Raw genomic sequence first — 18,396 nt, forward strand, 5'->3', positions numbered from 1 at the left:
GAAGTCAAAATCCATCATAATATGCGTTAAATAACATACGCTAATCTTAGGAGACAAGGACCGCTCAAATCTTTTTAATTCGGGTCAGTTAGCGGTAAACATCCTGTCAGAACTGCTCCACCGTCAGGGTGGTTACTTACCATAAGTTCGCCTCCATGTTGCTTCATCATTCGTTGTGAGATCGTTAATCCTAATCCACTGCCTCCAGTTGCACGACTTCGAGACGTTTCCCCACGATACAAAGGTTCAAAAACGCGCTCTAATTCTTCGAAAGAGAAACCAGGTCCAGTATCACGGATTGTAAACCTGATTTTCTTGCCGTCTTTACAGCATCGGACTGTTATTGCGCCACCTGATGGCGTATATCTAACGGCATTCTCCAATATATTGTTCATCGCACGCTCCAATACATACGAATCTCCGTTAATAAAACAACCGTCAGTTAATTGGTTTAAGATAGAAATATGTTTCTGCTCAGCTTGTGGACTCACACTCTCTATCGACCTTCGGAGGATCTGTGTTAAATCTAGCGTTCTTGTGTTAAGTTCACTTTCCAAGTACTCCATTTTTGTAAAAGTGAAGAGGTCCTCAACCAATCGATCCAATTGAGCGGATTTCTCTTTGCATACGGCAATATATCGGGTGACCTTCTCCGGTGACTGAGCTATTCCTTGTTCCAATCCATCCAAATACCCCCGCAAGGCAAACAACGGTGTGCGTAAATCATGTGCAACGGCTGCGGTGACAAATCTGCGTTCTTCCTCAAGCTCCACTTGTTTACGGTGGGATTGTTCAAGCCCCTTCACCATAACTTCGAATCCATCACGGACTTCGGCAATTTCCGTGATTCTGGATTTAGGTAATTGGACTTCCCAATGTCCTGCTGCAATTTTTCTGGCCGCCTTGCTCATTTTCTCAAGAGGTTTAAGAAGGAATCTTCTCATTTCAACTCCAACCACAAAGAAAGAAAGCAGCAGTCCGAAAAATGCAGCAATCATTGGAACTCCGTTGGATTTAGGCAGATAAAGAACAACCCTCCCCAGCAATTCCCCATCCTTTATGACAGAGAACTGTTCGGTCGACGAGAATCGACTGTGACGCTTCGGGCTGGAACGATATATTTCCGAATTGGACGCAGATTCAATCTCCACATCCATCTTTGCTTTGCTCAACTCAGTATGAAGTTCGTTTTGCCAACCGGTATCCGTCCATTTATCCGTACCAACTTCAATCATGTGGATCATCTCAGTGAGATGTCTTTGCAGCGTTTCATTTTGCTGTTGGCTTGTAGAGATGCTAAACGACTGAGTGTCCATAAAGTGAGCCGTGACAAAAAAGATCCAAGGCAATGTAAGCAAGAAGAATAAACAAAGCATAGTAAATGTACGAATACGGAGTTTTCTCATGTTACACTCCCTCAAAACGGTATCCTACTCCCCACACGTTGATGAGGAATTGTGGATGGTTTGGATCGGATTCAATTTTTTCGCGAAGCCGGCTAAGATGTACCCGAATGGTATGCCTGTCGCCTACACCTTCCCAAAACTTTGCAAGCAGTTGTTCGTAGGAGAAAACCTGCCTCGGGTGCTCCGCAAATAATCGCAACAACTCATATTCTTTAGGTGTAAGCTCGACTTTTCCCCCTTCGATCAGGACTTCTCTTGCAGTCAGATTTAACTGGATGCGTCCATAATCCAAGATCTTCCTTTCCATGGGTTGCCTGGAAGTAGTGCGCCGTAACACGGCTTTCACTCTGGCAACAATTTCCCCAGGCGAAGCCGTTTTGACGATATAATCATCTCCTCCGAGCGTAAGGCCACGGATCTTGTCCACATCATCACTGCGAGCACTCAAGAAAAGGATTGGAACATTGCTGTCCCCTCGAATTCTACGGCATAGCTCAAATCCGTTTTGTCCCGGCATCATAATGTCCAGTACAATGCAATCTATGGAATGCTGTTGCAGTATGGCCCAAGCTTGTTCCGTATCACAAGCAGTCTTTACGTGAAATTGGTCATTCTCTAGAAAGTCCCTTAATAGCTCAACGATGCTCTGATCATCATCTACAACAAGTATCGTATGATACATACTCATGCTTATCCCACCTCTGCCATCTAGTTTATCATTTTTTCTTCCTTTACCAAGTCGAGACTAAATTCTGTGATGATTTGTTTATCGTTTTGTGACCTTTTTAGGACTTCCTTTGAGATATTTGTTTGTTACGATTCTAACTGTGAGTACGGACGACTTAAAGATAAGGGGATGGATGCAATGTTAACTGTTCAAATCGTGTTATTTGATGGCTTCGACCTATTGGATGCCGTTGCACCTTACGAAGTATTTTGCGCCGCTTCCATGCATACCGACAACGCCGTAAGAGTAGAGATGGTCACGGCTGAAGGTCCAAGACCAGTGACTAGTGGTATGAATGGTTTGACAATTGAAGCGAACAACACTCTTGACCCGGAACGTGGGGGTATCATACTTGTGCCTGGTGCAGCCGGTAATGTTGAAGGAGATGGTCCAGACTCGATTCCTGCCATTCTTGGTAAAGCCATGAATACGGAATTGACTACAATGATCAAGACAGCTCTCGACCACAAAGACATCTTAGTCGCTACAGTCTGCGGTGGTTCCCTCTTGTTAGCTATGGGAGGACTCCTGGAAGGAAGATCTGCTGTAACACATCGTTTGGGTATGGATTTACTTGGTGCGACTGGGGCAATTCCTGTCCCGGCACGCGTAGTGGATGATGGTAATCTGGTTACTGGCGGCGGTGTGACCTCGGGGCTTGATGTTGCGTTGTATCTGGTCGAACGTGAACTGGGGCCACGTATCGCACACGAGATAGAGCAGTTGTTTGAGTATGAGCGGAGAGGAACCGTTTGGAGAGCAAAGGGCATTGCGCCCACCACTCACAAGTCGTTGACAGACAACGAACCGAACATTGTAATGAATCAAACGGTAGTGACCTCTGGCATATTGCTTAATGAGAAAACTCAGACAACCGTCTTTGATGGGAATTGGGACACAACAATCGCTACACCAGTCGGTAAACTGGAGGTCAAACTCTACATAAAGACAATTTCTGATGTGATCCAGGGCACAGCAACACAAGGTAACGAAACAATCCCATTTATGAACCCTGTACTCTGCGACAACAAGTTGACCTGGAGCCTGTCAATTACTAAACCTATGCGTTTGAATCTGAAATTCGAAGTTGCCGTGGATGGAGATCAAATGAATGGAATCGCTAAGGCTGGCCTTCTTCCTGCTTCCAAATTAACAGGAAAACGAATAAACTAGCCTGGTTAGCTATGTGCACAAAAAAGAGTTTCGGGGTTGTAGTTTGATATGAAGAAACGAGGAACGTTATACGGATGGCTGGCCTGCGTCAGTATTTTCTTTATTGTGTATGCTCTAGTGAAGAACTATTGGATAGACCCTGAAGCTTCAAGCTTTTTAAGCCATAAGACCGGTTCGAAGCGTGAGCTTCATCTTCCGATCTGGCTGAATGTCATGTACGTTCATGTTGCGTTTGCATGTTTGGCCATGGCGTCTGGATTACTCAACTTCTCTAATCGGATTTTTGAAAAGAGCCGCAGGTTCCACCGTATAAATGGTTATGTTTACATTGTGTCCGTAGCGCTTGTTGTACTGACTTCCGGTTATATGGCCCCTTACGCTACTGGAGGGAAAATAAGCAGTATCGGTTTCAATGCGCTTAATATCATCTGGCTATTCATTACGATTACCGCTCTCATTCAAATTAAACAGAAACGAATGGTTCAACACCGGAACTGGATGATTCGAAGTTATGCCTTTTGCTTCACGAACATGTTGATTCACCTCATCACTTCCCTTTTTCATCTGGGATTCGGGTTGGCTTATGTTACAAGCTACACTGTAAGTATTTATGGCTCTATTGCTTTGCTGCTAGTTATTCCAGAATTCATCATCAGAATGAACTTCAAATCAAGAACAGCCCCCGAATAATTTTTCGGAGGCTGTTCTGCATTCTAGGTTGCATCTGCCGTGAGTGGTAGCTTTACTTAGTTAACATCAGCTTACAGCGGCAGTCAAACGAATCACGGTTAACTCCGGTTTTGCGAAGAAGCGCAGAGGCATTCGGGTGGTTCCGATTCCTCGGTTGACATATAGCTTTAGCGGCTTGCTTTTGCCTTGCAAAGAGTATAGTCCTGCGACATATTTGTGAGCTAATGCAGTTGTAATAAGCGGTTTGATCAAAGGAATTCTGACTTGCCCACCATGGCTATGGCCGGACAGCTGCAGGTCAATCGGATATGCGCTCAATTGATCCGCAACATCCGGTTCATGAACGAGTAGCAGGTTGAAATCCTCTTTACGGAGCGATTGCAGCGTACGCTTAACTTGCGGCTTTCCAAGCAAAAAATCATCGAGTCCGGCTATGTTTATTTTATCCCCTGTGGCGGTACGGATCGTATGCACCTCATTGACCAATACGGTAAATCCCGCGTCCTCCATGTATTGCTTATACTTTTGGCTGCCGCCGCCTCCCCTGTCGTGATTTCCGTAAACCGCATATTTTCCGAGAGGGGCATTTATTTTCGCTAACACTCGCTGTGCTTTCTTTCTATTTTCCGAGCCAAAGCGTGTGTAATGATCCATTAAATCTCCAGTGAACACCACGATATCTGGCTTCAGACGATTCATACGATCAACTAAAGATTGAAGCTGATCCACCGAATAATCGAGACCCAAGTGGGTGTCAGAGAATTGCACAATTTGAATTCCATTCATTGATATTGGCACAAATTCATTGACGATATCCAGGCGAGTTACTGCCAGATCTTTAGGTTCAATCTCCCTTGCATAACAGCCGATTCCTAATAGAACAAGCAATATTGCAATGGTGATCTTTCTCCATTTCACTTCGTCAGGCTTTCCTTGATCTCATTCCAAATCGGATTGTCTGCCTTACCGCGTGCTGGCTGCTCTCCTTTTTCAATGGCATCCCAATACTTCCAGTTGGGCTTCTCACTGCCTAATTCATAGTCCATCCCATCCCATGTATCTTCACGAAATGCATAGAAAGCCCAATGCCATCCGTATTCATTAAAGATAGATATCAGATCCGCCATGTATCGATCTGCACCTTGAACCATTCGGTTCGTTCCGAATTCCGAAGCTATAATCCGGTTCGCAGGTATGTTATGATCAGAAGCCCACTTGGCGACAGGCTCGACAAATTGTTTCAGAGTCTGACGGTTAAACTCTTTTTCCGTCTCATCATCTCCAACCTTTACGCTCCCCGGATAAGAATACGTAAATCCTTTTTTCTTGTTCTGGCTTGTCATCTCATAAGGCTCATACATATGAAAAGCATACAGCACGTTAGGATCATCAATCGGTTTCAGATACGTAAAGGCCCAAGGCGTTGCGTAGAGCCCCGAATCCAAAATGATGGGAGTTGTCTGGTCTACCGTCCTGATCTCTTTGGTTATCGTGTCATAGAGTGAATTCAGATCAGCTGCGGTATGTTCCACTTTGGCATACCACTCTGAATAATCCTGCGTCCAGAAGTCATGAAAACCCGTACCCGTTTCCGGATGAGGCTCATTAATCAGGTTATAGCCGATGACGGCAGGATGATTCTTCAATCGTTGTGCAAGATCCTTCCAAAACTGAGCGGCCTGCTTGTGATATTCAGTATCATTCCAGATCCGATCATCATTTTTGGCCCCGTTGAACTGCCGCCAACGATCTCCTGGTAAGCTAAGCACCGTAATAATCACTTTCATCCCTTTAGCTTCCGCGGCGTCCAGATCCGCTTTGAGTCGGGCAAAATCTTCTTCCACGATACCTTCGTACTTATCCGAGCTGCCTATCAAAAAATCTGCGTTGATATTGGCATCTGGCTTGTCGTTAAACAAAAAATCTCGATCCTTACTCCACTTATCGGGCGCAAGCCGTACAAACTCTATGCCCTGTTCCTTGGCTGCTTCATAATTGTCAGGGAGGGATGTGGAGTTCATAAAATTAGTCCCTTTTCGCTGTTCATTCCAATAGCTCATTTTCTCCGAAGGAACGGCCTCCTTCTCCTCCTGACTGCTGTTCATCCCTGAAATCTCCAATGGCTTTGGAGAAGCTGAATTAGAACTGCATCCAGCTAGTGCAATCAAAATGGCCGCTGAGAGTAAAACATTTTTTCCGATAGGCCAACTCGATTTGGTTGATATTTTCTTCAAAGTCAATCACCTCGATAGCCATCTTACCCGTTGTCTGTTACGCCAATATGACAAAACGAGCTATTATCCAATCGGAGTTCCATCGGGCAGTTTGATATCTGGTTTTAACAGAACGACATCCCCTTTTTCGGGTATTCCTCCCAGAACCAATACTTCTGATTTAAACCCAGCTATCCGGCGCGGTGGAAAGTTGACTACTCCTATGATTTGTTTCCCGATCAGTTCCTCGGCGGCATATCTTTTAGTAATTTGTGCACTAGAATTTTTTATTCCAATGTCTTGTCCAAAATCAATCTCAAGTTTGATCGCAGGCACTTTCGCTTCTGCAAAAAACTCAGCTTTTGTAACGGTTCCGACGCGAATATCCAGTTTCAAAAAATCATCAATGGTAGCCATATATATTCTCCTCTTCTACTTGTCTTATAGTTGTAGTTGTGTAAATTCACGTCAAGTTCGAACTTCAGAAACGGTATATCGCCAGGATTTTGCCCAAAAATAAACCCCCATGCCGAGTACGGTCATCATCCCGCCTATAAACTGAAACAGAGAGATGGTTTCTCCCAGAAATACAAAGGCGAGTATGATGGCAAGAACAGGCTCTCCAATAATACCCACAGATAAAGTCGTTGCGCCTAAAGATTTCAATAATAGATTAATTAGTAATTGTCCAAAGATGGTTGGAATTATGGCAAGCAACAAGAAATACATCCAATCTGAAGTGTTATATCCGGTCAGGGAGATATGATTGAATAGACTGTAGATAAGCAAGACACTTCCCGCAAGGAAGAAAACAATAACGCTGTACACATTTGCATTGATTTTATGACTTACTTTTTGTCCAGCAAGCATATATGCCGAAACCGCGATTGTACCTAATAAAGATAATCCATCTCCGATCAGTGCCTCTCTTGACACCCCGATGTCGCCCCATGCGATAATGACTGATCCTGCAAGAGCAGTGACCATGCATAGGATGGTAACCATGTTTGCTCGTTCCTTGAAGATGAAGTATGACCCGACCATTACAAATAAGGGCTGCAACGATAAAATGACCATGGAACTTGCAACAGAGGTATGCACCAATGACTCCATCCAAAATAAGAAATGTAACCCGAGAAAGAGTCCGGCTAACAACACAACACTCCAATCTTTTTTGTTCATCTTAAGGTTTCGAAGACTTTTCCAAGGTACAAAAGGAAGCATTAGTATTACGGTTATGAACAATCTGTACATCCCAGCTACAGAGGTTGGCGTCTCTGAGGACTTTATCAATATGGAAGAGATTGAGATGGACAAAATGCTGATAAATAGCAGCATGTACGGATGAGGCGGATACAACGATTTATTCATTTCTAAACTTGCTCCTTCAACATGTTCTATCCAAATTCTGTGCACAGGATTATAGTGATAAAACAAAGATTGGATATAATAATATCATCGTTAATGTTTTAATTGTGTAATAATATCGCTATATTATATATAAATATCATCATTCGAAAGGACACATTTAAATGTCAAAGCAGCTTCACGAGACGATTCTTTTCCCTGATGCTTCATTTCCATACATTATGTACACAGCTAATTCCGAGAAAATTATTCCTGAAGGTAGAGGATTTAATGACCTGCATTGGCATGAAGAGCTACAGATTACATTGGTTACTCAAGGAAGGTTAGTTATACAGGTAAACGGTGTTGATCATGAGCTATTGGCTGGTCAAGCTATCCTAATTAATAAGGGAGTTCTGCATGTTACGACGCATCTGACCCACAACGGACAATATGTGAGCTTTAATTTCCCTGAAAAGCTATTAGCCTTCTACGCGGATAGTGCCATGGAGAAAAATTATGTATTACCTTATACGGACTCTGCCCTGGTATCGCTGGTAATCAAGGGCGATGTAGAATGGCAACAGATTGTGCTAGATATGTTATGGGATATGAAAAAGAGATTTGATATGAAAAAAAAGTGGGGATGGGAATATGAGGTTTCCATTAAAACCGTACAATTGTGGCTAATATTGATTCATAATATTACGCTTTCCTCCGAGGAAGCGCCCAAGTATGTAAAACTTCAGCAAGAGCGCCTTCAACTCATGCTCAGCTTTATCCATCAACAATATTCAACGAATATCACACTGCAAGAAATTGCTGATACAGCACATCTGAGCATCTCGGAGTGCACACGGAGTTTTAAGAAGACCATTCATATGACACCGTATGATTACTTAATTAAGTACCGGATCAAAAAGAGCATGGAGTTATTAATTTCAACCGATTATACAGTAACTGAAATAGCTCATAGGGTTGGTTTTAACCATGTAAATAACTTCATTCAGTCTTTCAAAAAACATCAAAACCAAACGCCTAAGGGTTTTCGGAATTCGAGTAATGAGATCAAACAACAAAGAAAGAATTAGTCTGTTTTCTCTGTTGTTCTGCTCAAAAAAACCAATCCGCTTTCCGGATTGGTTCTTCTTCTTACATTACTTAAATCCAACATTAAGTCCATATACCGGATGAGGTACATACGGCTCTTCCAAGCGCGCCATTTCTTCTGATGTTAATGCAATCGACAGAGCTTCAGCTGCATTTTCGAGATGGGATGTCTTCGTAGCGCCAATTATCGGAGCCGTAACCGGATTCTTGTGCAGCAACCAGGCAAGAGCGATTTGTACACGGGGAACGCCGCGTTTTTCGGCGATTTCTGCAACCCGCTCTACCACCAATTGATCGGTGCTGGCTGTCGCATCGTATTTGGCCTTTTGAACCTGATCCGTCTCGGAACGTTGTGTTGTTTCCTGCCAATCCCTGGTCAACCGGCCAGAAGCAAGTGGGCTGTAAGGAATTACTCCGATTTTCTCTTCCTGACAAAGAGGCATCATTTCCCTTTCCTCTTCACGGTAGATCAGGTTATAGTGGTTCTGCATCGATACAAAGCGGGTCCATCCATTTCTCTCGGCAACATACAAAGCCTTTTGGAATTGCCACGCTGACATGGCAGATGCACCAATATATCTTGCCTTCCCTGCCTTCACCACATCATGTAATGCTTCCATGGTCTCTTCAATAGGGGTATGGTTGTCCCAGCGGTGAATTTGATACAAATCCACATAGTCCGTTCCCAGCCTCTTGAGGCTCTTGTCGATCTCACTCATAATTGCCTTTCGAGAAAGTCCGGCGCCATTCGGACCATCATGCATGCGGGAAAAGACTTTTGTTGCAAGGACAATTTCATCTCGATTAGCGTAGTCCTTGAGAGCCCGACCGAGGATTTCCTCACTTGTTCCGCCTGCATATACATTTGCTGTATCAAAGAAATTAATACCTAACTCCAAGGCTTTCTGAATGACGGGACGACTATTCTCTTCATCCAGCACCCATTGATGAAATCCATGCCCTGGTTCACCAAATCCCATGCAGCCAAGACAAAGTCGAGATACTTCCATGCCTGTATTTCCTAATTTCACATATTCCATTGGTTAATCCTCCTCAGACATTTAGGTTGAGACAACGTTGTAACGCATGAGACAACAATAACAAGAAAATAGATGCATTTCTTTGCTGCTAAGCTCATTGGATTTGTTTATTTAGCTCATTTGTCTCAAATAATGAAAAAAAGCGTTTCACGATATTTTATCGCGAAGCGCTTTACTCAACAGTGGTACATAGTCACTTATGCTTAAAGTATGGACCGATTAAGCTGGCTTTATGTTGTTTTTCCCTCGCTTCGTTTGCATTGCTGTCTAAACTCCGAGGGCGGAAGCCCGACCTGAAGCTTAAACACTTTGGAAAAATGAGCAACGTTTTCGAAACCTGTTGAGAAACAGACATCGGTAACGGACAGAGACGTCTCGGCCAACAGTTTCTTGGCTTTATCCAGCCTCTGATTACGAATCCATTTCAAGGGTGAAGTGTGGTAGAGAGCCTGAAAATCCCTTTTGAAGGTAGACAGGCTTTTGCCGGACAAATAAGCCAGATCACTTATGGAGATGGGATTGGTGATATTCTCCTCCATTATTTTGCCGATGTTACTGTTTTTATCATGATTCGGTAGCAGAAGTTGGTGTAAGAAATGATCATTGGCCTGCGCCAGATGAAACAGGAGTTCCATGAATTTGAGGCGGATCAGACCGTCTTTTACCTCATCTGGATTTTCGAAATAGGGTTTCAATGACGCTATATAAGAGCGAGTGAGTTCATTGACCGGAATAATGGACACCGGCATGATTTCATTCACGGTATCCGTCGGTTTGAAGCCAGAAAACTGAATAAACTCCGCAAGCATATTTTCGTTCAGGAAAAACATCATATAGTCCAGTATGAACTCTGATCCTTGTTCACCCGACTTTATGTAATCAATGCGAATTGATTTGTGAAGAAACACCATTTCATTACTGCGTACAGTGTACTCCTGATCCATGAATCGAACCGTGTAGATGCCTGATATAACGAACAACAACATATGATCTTTCAGAAAATACGAGCCTGTTGTCCCTTGTGTGTGTAAACAGAATTGAATGACGGATAACCCATTCTGCTTTAAGCTTCCTTGTTTGTCTGGTGCACGTTCCAGTCCTTGTGGTGCTTTGATTATCTTCCCGTTTCTCATGGACATGAATAGTCCCGCCTTTTTAGCTTTTAATAATAGAATAACAGGAAACGGAATTCAATGCATTTTGGGCTCTCTAACCTACGTTAGTGCTCTAACAACTTCTCCACTGGAGCCGTTTTCCGTCAAGGAAGCGAGATTAACAATTTTATCAACAACTGAATCCGGTTCCTTCTCACCTCTTGGATTTTGTTCAGTTCTCAAATTGCCCGGATCGAACATATTAACCAATATTCCATGTTTTGCTTCCTCAATTGCTATCGTTCTCAATAATGCCTCCAGCCCGGCTTTGGCAGCTGAATATGCCCCGAATCCCGGATAGTTCAGATTGGCCATTATGGAAGTAATGGATACAATGCGTCCATACTGCTGAGCTCTCATGATTGGAAGAAATGTTTTGGTCACCAAAAATGGACTATATAAATTGAGGCGGATGTTATCATCCCATGTTTCCAATGTCATATCATGAATGGGAATGTGCGCACCTGTACCCCCTGCGTTGTTGATCAATACGTCTATCCGTCCTGTCTGCTCCAGCACTTGGTCACGGAGGCGCTGAACGTCATCCTGATCCGTTATATCCGCAGGAATGATCAAAGATTGGCCTCCTGAGTTTTTTATGATCTGTGCCACGTCCTGCAATTTTTCTTTTCGACGTCCAACTAAAACAACTTGTGCTCCCTCTTCAGCCAGTTTTATCGCCACAGCTTTACCAAGGCCGGTTCCTGCACCTGTAACAATGACTACTTTATTCTTCATCAATACCATCTTCAATCCATCCTCTCAGATTGTTATTATGAAGCGAACAATTTGAACCATTATCTAAAATGGCGTACTTAAAGGATAAGAGGAGAGTTCTCCACTTAACCTCTATTAAATATTAAACGGAGAGTTCTCCTCTTGTCAACATTGTGACTTTAAGACAAGTGTCAGATATGGCGAATGTGATGGATGGTTTCTACAAAAAGAAAAACAGCCCCGTGATTAGGGCTGTTCATTGAAAATGTATGTGCACTCATCGTTCAGAAAGGATCATCTGCGAAACAGAGTCACGTTCGACACACTGTATATTGATCCTGTAAGTAGACTCAACAGCCTCTCCTTTTAACATTTGAATGAGTACATGTCCAGCAAAGGAGCCTGCGTCTGTTTTGGGTTGTCGAAAAGTCGTAAGAGGTGGATTTAAGTATTCGGATACATGTATGTTGTCAAATCCAATAATGGATAGATCTTCGGGTATGGAGACCTGATGTTCTTTAAAAGCCTCTAAGCCTCCAATGGCCATTTCATCATTCGCAAAAAAGACTGCCGTTGGAAGCTCTCCCTCCATTAGCAACTTGGCTGCGTTGTAGCCACCTGTTTTCAGAAATTGGCCGCCAAGTCTCCAATTCTCATTCTCTTCCACCCCTGCTTCATGCATAGCTCTCAGATAACCCTGATATCGCATCAGATTACAATCCGAACTTAAAGGCCCGCTAATATAGGCTATTGCGCGGTGACCTTTATCCAGAAGAAAACGGGTTGCCATATAACCACCTTGCTCATCATCCATCAGAACATTTACAATATGCTCACTATGGAGTTCCCGGTCCATCACTACAATAGGAAATCCCGTTTCGGCAGCCTGCAACAACAACTCATCTTCAATATTTTCAGCGATTACAATCACGCCGTCCAGCCTTCTCTCCCTGATAAAGCGTGCAGCTGTCGATCGCTCTCCGCCTAAAGAGCTGCATACGATCAAGTCGTATCCCTGACTTATGGCGCTGGATTCAATCCCACTCACCAAGTCTGAAAAATAGGGGACGGACATATCATGAACAATAACACCAATCGTTTGTGTGTTTTTTCGCTTTAATTCGGATGCGGCTCCATGCTTGATGTAATTAAGCTCACTTGCTGCTGCAAGTACTTTCTGTCTTGTGTGCTCACTTACATGTTTTTTGCCGTTGAGTACATAGGACACGGTTGAACTCGCGACACCCGCTAACTTTGCTACGTCTTTAATCGTTATCATTAAATACTCCCCAAGAAGACTGTTATTGGTTCACTGACACATGAATTCTTATATCTTTCACCGCATTTTAACACAGTCATCTTGGGAAGTGCACAAAAAGTTACAATACAATCATTCTGAAATTTCAAAATATATTATCGATCAGGTCCAAATACAAGATTGGCAGATTGTTTGGCTTGTTCAATAACCTCCATCACCTTCTCGCTATGCTCAAGCATAGCTGTGACTTTCTCCAGATCTTGTTCACGAATCATACGCTCGAATTCAACAAACTCGTCATACATGCGATGAGGATGATCCTTAATATCTACCCGAATCGGCGTTTCCTTATGAAGCGCAAGATCAAAGGATTCACATTTGTTGGCCGAGCTCATCATATGGATATATCCTTTATTCCCTTGGATGTTCATTGCATTAGGGGCTGTGCTGTCTTTGGAGCCTATGCAAACACACTTGAACTCACCGTAGTCCAAAAGCAACATGCCTGAAGTGTCAATTCCGCGTTCCACGTTGGCCCAGTATTCCACCTTCTTCGGGCTTCCGAAAAGCCCTACGACCAGATGAATATTATACAAATTAATATCCATCAAGGCTCCACCAGACATTTCCGGATTAAATGCTGGCAGCACTTCTCCAGCCTGAAAAGCCTCATAGCGGGATGAATATTGGGAATAGTTACACTCCACAATTTTGATGTCACCCAGTTTGCGCAGATTCTCCTTCATGGACAAATAGTTCTTCAAATATTGGTTTGTGATGGCTTCGACCAACACTAGCTGTTTTTGCCGTGCAATCTCTTTAAGTTCAAGAAATTCTTGCAGGTTGGAAGTGAACGGCTTCTCACAGATAACATGTTTGCCGCCCAATATCGCTTCTTTGGCATATGCATAATGAAGATGATTCGGAAGCCCGATATAGATCGTATCCACTTCATCATTCGTAATCATTTCGCTATATTCTAAATGTATTCGACCAATTCCATACTGCTCTTGCAGAGTCAGCAATTTATCCAGATGACTAGGTCTGGAACATATGGCCCCCAAGGTAATCGCAGGAATTTCATGAATAAAGCTCAATAGATCCTTTACAATCATTCCAGCTCCGACAATTCCGAGTTTCATATTAGTTACACTCCTCCATACCTTTTTCTAATATTTCCATAACCGCGATCGTTTCTTGGTCTTGAATCACTTTTTCTTTGCCATGGTTGATGGCTTCATAGATATCGTCGTACACTCTTGCATAATCGCCTTGTTCAGAAGTTACTTTTTCTTCATGATAGATTCCTTCGTCATCCAGATACGTCAGTACGCCATAGTGCTGAGGCATATCCTTACCAAAATCGGGATGTCCTTTGGGAAGGTAAAATAACTTCAGATGTTCCTCTTGACGATCCTCAGTTTGTTTTACGAATACCCCCTTTTTGCCGTATACTACAAAACTCGGGCGTGGCTTTAAGCGGAAAAAGCTGGATTTGACTGATACTTTCAGCGAAGAATAATAAAAGTCCAGATCGAAATAATCATTCATTCTGCCAGGACCCAGCAATTGACGAACATCGTAATGTATCTTGTCCGGTTGCCCGAAATAGGATAATACCTGATCAATGGTGTGAACACCGTGCCCGTATAAATAACTTTTGTATTTGGAAAAATGGGTGGTAGCATTCGGAATCTCCGGTCGATAATAATCGTAATGCATCTCCACTTCCAGCAAATCGCCAAGCTTTCCTGATTCAATCACTTTCTTGGTCGTCAGAAAATCCGAGTCATATCGTCGGTTCTGATAACATTGAATCAAGAGATTTTTTTCTTTGGCGTATTGGAAAATGGATTCGGCTTCTTCTTTGGTCAGCATGAAAGGTTTTTCAACAAGTACATGTTTTCCGTGATCAAGTGCCCTCTTTGCATACTCATAATGGGATTCGGTATGTGTACAGACCACCACCAACTGAATGTCATCGTCATTCATTAAAGCTGCAAGATCATCTGTATACAGAACACCAGGAGCCTTCTTCCACTCCGTTTTCTCCGGATGACGGGCGTATATCGTTTTTACTTTCAAATGATCCCGATTCAATGAAAAAGGAAGATGATAACGATTTGTACTTTTGCCATTGCCAATATAACCGATGGTTAACATATGAATTCCCCCTTAGGCTCTTTTTCATTTATTATAGAAGAAGAAAATCCTCCGGAGGAGCTTTGAAGAAATTACGGTACATTTGACCAATAATTCGTATTTCGGATGCCCTCTCTTTAAACAAAATGTTTACTGGACGCTCTACATCAACGTTATTTCAATGAATCCGGGGTGAACCTGTTGAAAATATTGACCCAATTAACAGACATGAACAACTTTACACCAAATGAAAAAAGCATCGCTTCTTATATTCTGACTCATAAGGAGCTAATGCTTCACTTGAATATTCAAGAGCTTGCCAAAGCTACATACACGTCACATTCTGCCATCAATCGATTGACTCATAAGCTTGGACTTTCGGGGTTTAAGGAGTTCAGCATTAAGCTTGCTCGAGAGTTTCAACAAGATGCTCAGAACATCTCCAATATCGATCCCAATTATCCGTTCGCTCTCGGTGAATCTTCACTCCAGGTGGCAAAAGATATAGCTGAACTAATGAAAGAAACGATTGAGAAAAACTTTGCTTTTATGGATGAAGCCTCTCTAACAGAAGCAGCCCATTTGCTCGATCAGGCGAAACGAATCTTCATCTATGCGTTGGGGGATTCTCAGATTCGCGCGAAGAGCTTTCAGAATAAATTGATTAAAATCAATAAATACGTCGTGATCACAACAGAGCTATCTGAATGGGCCTACCACACCATAAATCTTACCCCACAGGATTGCGCCATTTTTTTGACCTACCATGAAAAATCGCCCATTTTCTTAAAGGCAGCCCAACATTTCTCGCTTGAAAAAATTCCATTTATCACGATTACCGCGAATCATCAAAGTGAGTTGGCCAAAATGAGCACGATCTGTATCCAGGTGCCGAATGACGAAACAAAACATGCAAAGATTGGTACATTTTCATCACAAATTGCCTTTGATTACGTATTAAACGTGATTTATTCCTGTATTTTTCAAATTGACTACGCCAATAACATGCAAATGATTACTTATTCGTTGAAGAATTTCAATTTGGATGAGTGATATGAGAGGTCCGGGTGTAAAAGCAGGTAATTACAACATACCAAAAAACCTTCAAGAACGAAGCCTTGAAGGCTTTTTGGTATGGTTTTAGAGTACTTTCTCCAGGAAGCTGATCGTTCGTTCATTTTTTGGATTTCCGAATATTTCATCAGGAGTACCCTGTTCTACAACATATCCACCGTCCATGAAGACAACCCGATCCGCAACTTCACGGGCAAAGCCCATTTCATGGGTCACGATAATCATCGTCATACCTTCGCTCGCAAGATCCTTCATTACACCAAGGACTTCGCCTACCATCTCGGGGTCGAGCGCCGAAGTTGGTTCATCGAATAACATAACGTCCGGATTCATGGCAAGCGCACGAGCGATTGCTACGCGCTGTTTTTGTCCGCCCGAAAGTTGGTTGGGATAGCTGTCAGCTTTATCCGACAAACCAACCCGATCCAGCAGACGCAATGCCGTCTCGCGTGCTTCCTGTTCTTTTAATATCCCAAGTTCTCTGGGGGCAAACATAATATTTTTGAGCACGCTGAAATGAGGAAACAGGTTAAAATGCTGAAATACCATACCTATGTTCTCGCGAGCTTTGTTAATGTTCGTTTTGGGATCATTTAGATCCCGATCATCTACGATAACCCGTCCAGCTGTGATCTCATCTAACTGGTTAATGCAGCGCAAAAACGTACTTTTACCTGAACCTGAAGGTCCAATGACACAGACAACTTCACCTTCGTTGACCGATATATCGATGCCCTTCAACACATGATTCGTCCCAAAACTTTTCTTTAATCCTTCAACGTTAATTTTACCCACGACGAACCCTCACCTCCAGGTAGTCAGCAATTTTAGTCAATGTGATGATAACAATCAGGTACATAATCGCAACGGTCAACCAAATATCGAAAGAGGCGAATGTTCTTGCGATGACAATCTTACCGGATTGCGTCAACTCCACCAAGCCAATGACGGACAAGATCGACGTATCTTTCAATGTTATAACCATCTGATTAATAAATGAAGGTATCATAACCCGTATGGCCTGAGGGATTACAATCTTTATCATCGCTTTGCGATAAGGAAGTCCCAATGAACGGGCTGCTTCCATCTGTCCACGATCAATCGATTGAATACCCCCGCGTATAATTTCCGTTACGTACGCCCCTGCATTCAGACTCAACGTGAGAATGGCGGCCAGGAACAGTGGCATGGTGAAGCCCATGGCCTGAGGAATCCCGAAATAAATAAAGAATGCTAGGACGATCAACGGTATCCCGCGGAAAATATCCACAAATACGGTAGCAACACCACGAAGGAACTTATTTTGTCCTACTTTCATAAAACCAAAGATCAAGCCGATGATGAAAGCGAAAAACAGCGAAATAATCGTATATAAGAGGGTATTTCCCAGACCTTTGAACAGTGCGGGCAGAGATTTTTGGACTAATTCCCAACGACCTTGGTTTGCGACAACGGCATTTTCACCAAGGTATTTCTCTTTAATACGATCATACTCCCCGCTTACCTTAATATTCGTTAGGCCGTCATTAAACATTTTTAGGAGTTCCTGGTTCTGTCCTTTGCTTACTGCAAATCCGTAGGAAGCCCCGTCTTCTTTCTTGGTCACGATTTTTAAACCGTTATTCTGATTTGTCCCGAATCTTAGAACTGGTTCATCTTCAAAACATGCAATCGAGTTTCCAGTTTTCACATCATCATACATTTGCGAAGAATCGTCGAATGGAACAATGGTAAAACCATATTTTGAGGCAATAGACTCAGCAAAGCTGTATCCTTCTGTGCCCGTTTTCACGGCGACCTTTTTACCGCGAAGATCTTCGTAGCTTTTTACAGTATCATTATTGGCACTAATTCCCATAACAACGCCTGATTCATAGTAATGCTCTGAGAAATCAAACTTTTGTTTTCGTTCATCTGTAATACTCATTCCAGCAATAACGCCATCCACCTGATTGGACTCAAGAGCTTGCACAGCCGCATTAAATCCCAGCGCTTTGATTTGATAATTGAAGTTCTGGTCTTTGGCGATCGCATCCAGCAAATCCATATCGATGCCTACATAATCCCCGTTTTCATCTTGATATTCAAATGGTGCAAATGTGATGTCCGTACCGATCACATAGGTTTTACCTGAATTGGAGTTTGCATTGGCATCCCCCGACCATACGGATAACCCCGCCACTAGGAGCAGAATTAGTGATAGTACATAAAATGAGACCTTGGTTGTTTTCATATGTCCTCCTCATCTCGGTGTTCTCCGAATCCTAATCATTTTCTTGTCATTGATGTTACTGTCGTACATTTTTAGGTGTCTTTGCACATTATATTGTTATTATTTGCAGTAT

General features: G+C 42.8%; 18 protein-coding genes and 1 pseudogene. 4 read left to right on the forward strand and 15 right to left on the reverse strand.

Annotation, left to right across the window (positions count from 1 at the left end):
- Positions 1–74: 74 nt before the first annotated feature.
- Entirely contained in the window at positions 75–1,406 is a 1,332-nt protein-coding gene (locus A6049_RS12560) for a sensor histidine kinase (RefSeq protein WP_063564979.1), read from the reverse strand.
- A 1-nt stretch (position 1,407) separates the two neighbouring features.
- Entirely contained in the window at positions 1,408–2,094 is a 687-nt protein-coding gene (locus tag A6049_RS12565; RefSeq protein ID WP_063564980.1) for a response regulator transcription factor, read from the reverse strand.
- A gap of 177 nt (positions 2,095–2,271) precedes the next feature.
- On the opposite strand from A6049_RS12565, the gene A6049_RS12570 reads away from it, so the two are divergent.
- Positions 2,272–3,306, forward strand: coding sequence for a DJ-1/PfpI family protein (locus tag A6049_RS12570; protein ID WP_063564981.1), 1,035 nt, complete (start codon positions 2,272–2,274; stop codon positions 3,304–3,306).
- Positions 3,307–3,354: 48 nt separating this feature from the next.
- Positions 3,355–3,996: a DUF2306 domain-containing protein gene (locus tag A6049_RS12575; RefSeq protein ID WP_063564982.1), complete on the forward strand. Its 642-nt coding sequence runs from the start codon at positions 3,355–3,357 to the stop codon at positions 3,994–3,996.
- Positions 3,997–4,062: 66 nt separating this feature from the next.
- On the opposite strand, the gene A6049_RS12580 is transcribed toward A6049_RS12575, so the two are convergent.
- The 5 genes and pseudogenes from A6049_RS12580 to A6049_RS34040 form a co-directional block, all read right to left on the reverse strand.
- Entirely contained in the window at positions 4,063–4,914 is an 852-nt protein-coding gene (locus A6049_RS12580; protein ID WP_063564983.1) for a metallophosphoesterase, read from the reverse strand.
- Entirely contained in the window at positions 4,911–6,101 is a 1,191-nt protein-coding gene (locus A6049_RS12585; protein WP_063564984.1) for a glycoside hydrolase family 5 protein, read from the reverse strand. Before A6049_RS12585 ends, A6049_RS12580 begins: the two co-directional genes overlap by 4 nt.
- 192 nt (positions 6,102–6,293) lie before the next feature.
- Positions 6,294–6,626 (reverse strand): chaperone CsaA, encoded by a 333-nt coding sequence (gene csaA / locus A6049_RS12590; RefSeq protein WP_063564985.1) that lies wholly within the window; start codon positions 6,624–6,626, stop codon positions 6,294–6,296.
- A gap of 51 nt (positions 6,627–6,677) precedes the next feature.
- Entirely contained in the window at positions 6,678–7,214 is a 537-nt protein-coding gene (locus A6049_RS34035) for a DMT family transporter (protein WP_240321397.1), read from the reverse strand.
- A gap of 6 nt (positions 7,215–7,220) precedes the next feature.
- Positions 7,221–7,580 (reverse strand): annotated as a pseudogene (locus tag A6049_RS34040) (EamA family transporter); the annotation flags it as partial.
- Between the two features lie 161 nt (positions 7,581–7,741).
- Here A6049_RS34040 and A6049_RS12600 point away from each other — a divergent pair.
- Entirely contained in the window at positions 7,742–8,647 is a 906-nt protein-coding gene (locus A6049_RS12600; protein WP_063564987.1) for an AraC family transcriptional regulator, read from the forward strand.
- 66 nt (positions 8,648–8,713) lie between these two features.
- Here A6049_RS12600 and A6049_RS12605 read toward each other — a convergent pair whose 3' ends face one another.
- The 6 genes from A6049_RS12605 to A6049_RS12630 form a co-directional block, all read right to left on the reverse strand.
- Positions 8,714–9,706 carry an aldo/keto reductase gene (locus A6049_RS12605; RefSeq protein ID WP_063564988.1) on the reverse strand — a complete coding sequence of 331 codons (993 nt, stop codon included), beginning with the start codon at positions 9,704–9,706 and terminating at the stop codon, positions 8,714–8,716.
- A gap of 230 nt (positions 9,707–9,936) precedes the next feature.
- Complete coding sequence (locus tag A6049_RS12610) at positions 9,937–10,845, reverse strand: AraC family transcriptional regulator (protein WP_063564989.1); 909 nt, start codon at positions 10,843–10,845, stop codon at positions 9,937–9,939.
- A gap of 75 nt (positions 10,846–10,920) precedes the next feature.
- The gene (locus A6049_RS12615; protein ID WP_063564990.1) at positions 10,921–11,607 is read right to left on the reverse strand and encodes an SDR family NAD(P)-dependent oxidoreductase; all 687 of its coding nucleotides are present in this window, start codon (positions 11,605–11,607) and stop codon (positions 10,921–10,923) included.
- 247 nt (positions 11,608–11,854) lie between these two features.
- Positions 11,855–12,856, reverse strand: coding sequence for a LacI family DNA-binding transcriptional regulator (locus A6049_RS12620; RefSeq protein WP_063564991.1), 1,002 nt, complete (start codon positions 12,854–12,856; stop codon positions 11,855–11,857).
- Positions 12,857–12,990: 134 nt separating this feature from the next.
- A complete protein-coding gene (locus tag A6049_RS12625) occupies positions 12,991–13,977 on the reverse strand; it encodes a Gfo/Idh/MocA family protein (protein ID WP_063564992.1) in 987 nt (328 codons plus the stop codon).
- A gap of 1 nt (position 13,978) precedes the next feature.
- Positions 13,979–14,998 carry a Gfo/Idh/MocA family oxidoreductase gene (locus tag A6049_RS12630; protein WP_063564993.1) on the reverse strand — a complete coding sequence of 340 codons (1,020 nt, stop codon included), beginning with the start codon at positions 14,996–14,998 and terminating at the stop codon, positions 13,979–13,981.
- A 180-nt stretch (positions 14,999–15,178) separates the two neighbouring features.
- Between A6049_RS12630 and A6049_RS12635 the strand changes: the two genes are divergently transcribed.
- Positions 15,179–16,030: a MurR/RpiR family transcriptional regulator gene (locus A6049_RS12635; RefSeq protein ID WP_063564994.1), complete on the forward strand. Its 852-nt coding sequence runs from the start codon at positions 15,179–15,181 to the stop codon at positions 16,028–16,030.
- Positions 16,031–16,117: 87 nt separating this feature from the next.
- On the opposite strand, the gene A6049_RS12640 is transcribed toward A6049_RS12635, so the two are convergent.
- On the reverse strand, positions 16,118–16,846 hold the full coding sequence (locus A6049_RS12640; RefSeq protein ID WP_063564995.1) for an amino acid ABC transporter ATP-binding protein: 729 nt from the start codon (positions 16,844–16,846) through the stop codon (positions 16,118–16,120).
- Positions 16,839–18,284 (reverse strand): amino acid ABC transporter substrate-binding protein/permease, encoded by a 1,446-nt coding sequence (locus A6049_RS12645; protein ID WP_063564996.1) that lies wholly within the window; start codon positions 18,282–18,284, stop codon positions 16,839–16,841. Before A6049_RS12645 ends, A6049_RS12640 begins: the two co-directional genes overlap by 8 nt.
- Between the last annotated feature and the right edge of the window lie 112 nt (positions 18,285–18,396).

This window comes from Paenibacillus sp. O199 (genome assembly GCF_001636635.1).
In the GTDB taxonomy this organism is placed as follows: Bacteria; Bacillota; Bacilli; order Paenibacillales; family Paenibacillaceae; genus Paenibacillus; species Paenibacillus marchantiae.

Excerpts from the sequence above, each read along its gene's own strand:
- csaA (WP_063564985.1), bottom strand. The coding sequence starts at position 6,626 with ATGGCTACCATTGATGATTTTTTGAAACTGGATATTCGCGTCGGAACC.
- A6049_RS12630 (WP_063564993.1), bottom strand. The coding sequence starts at position 14,998 with ATGTTAACCATCGGTTATATTGGCAATGGCAAAAGTACAAATCGTTAT.
- A6049_RS12610 (WP_063564989.1), bottom strand. The coding sequence starts at position 10,845 with ATGTCCATGAGAAACGGGAAGATAATCAAAGCACCACAAGGACTGGAA.
- A6049_RS12645 (WP_063564996.1), bottom strand. The coding sequence starts at position 18,284 with ATGAAAACAACCAAGGTCTCATTTTATGTACTATCACTAATTCTGCTC.
- A6049_RS12605 (WP_063564988.1), bottom strand. The coding sequence starts at position 9,706 with ATGGAATATGTGAAATTAGGAAATACAGGCATGGAAGTATCTCGACTT.
- A6049_RS12585 (WP_063564984.1), bottom strand. The coding sequence starts at position 6,101 with ATGAACAGCAGTCAGGAGGAGAAGGAGGCCGTTCCTTCGGAGAAAATG.
- A6049_RS12560 (WP_063564979.1), bottom strand. The coding sequence starts at position 1,406 with ATGAGAAAACTCCGTATTCGTACATTTACTATGCTTTGTTTATTCTTC.
- A6049_RS12565 (WP_063564980.1), bottom strand. The coding sequence starts at position 2,094 with ATGAGTATGTATCATACGATACTTGTTGTAGATGATGATCAGAGCATC.
- A6049_RS12575 (WP_063564982.1), top strand. The coding sequence starts at position 3,355 with ATGAAGAAACGAGGAACGTTATACGGATGGCTGGCCTGCGTCAGTATT.
- A6049_RS12570 (WP_063564981.1), top strand. The coding sequence starts at position 2,272 with ATGTTAACTGTTCAAATCGTGTTATTTGATGGCTTCGACCTATTGGAT.
- A6049_RS12615 (WP_063564990.1), bottom strand. The coding sequence starts at position 11,607 with ATGGTATTGATGAAGAATAAAGTAGTCATTGTTACAGGTGCAGGAACC.
- A6049_RS12625 (WP_063564992.1), bottom strand. The coding sequence starts at position 13,977 with ATGAAACTCGGAATTGTCGGAGCTGGAATGATTGTAAAGGATCTATTG.
- A6049_RS12620 (WP_063564991.1), bottom strand. The coding sequence starts at position 12,856 with ATGATAACGATTAAAGACGTAGCAAAGTTAGCGGGTGTCGCGAGTTCA.
- A6049_RS34035 (WP_240321397.1), bottom strand. The coding sequence starts at position 7,214 with ATGGTTACCATCCTATGCATGGTCACTGCTCTTGCAGGATCAGTCATT.
- A6049_RS12600 (WP_063564987.1), top strand. The coding sequence starts at position 7,742 with ATGTCAAAGCAGCTTCACGAGACGATTCTTTTCCCTGATGCTTCATTT.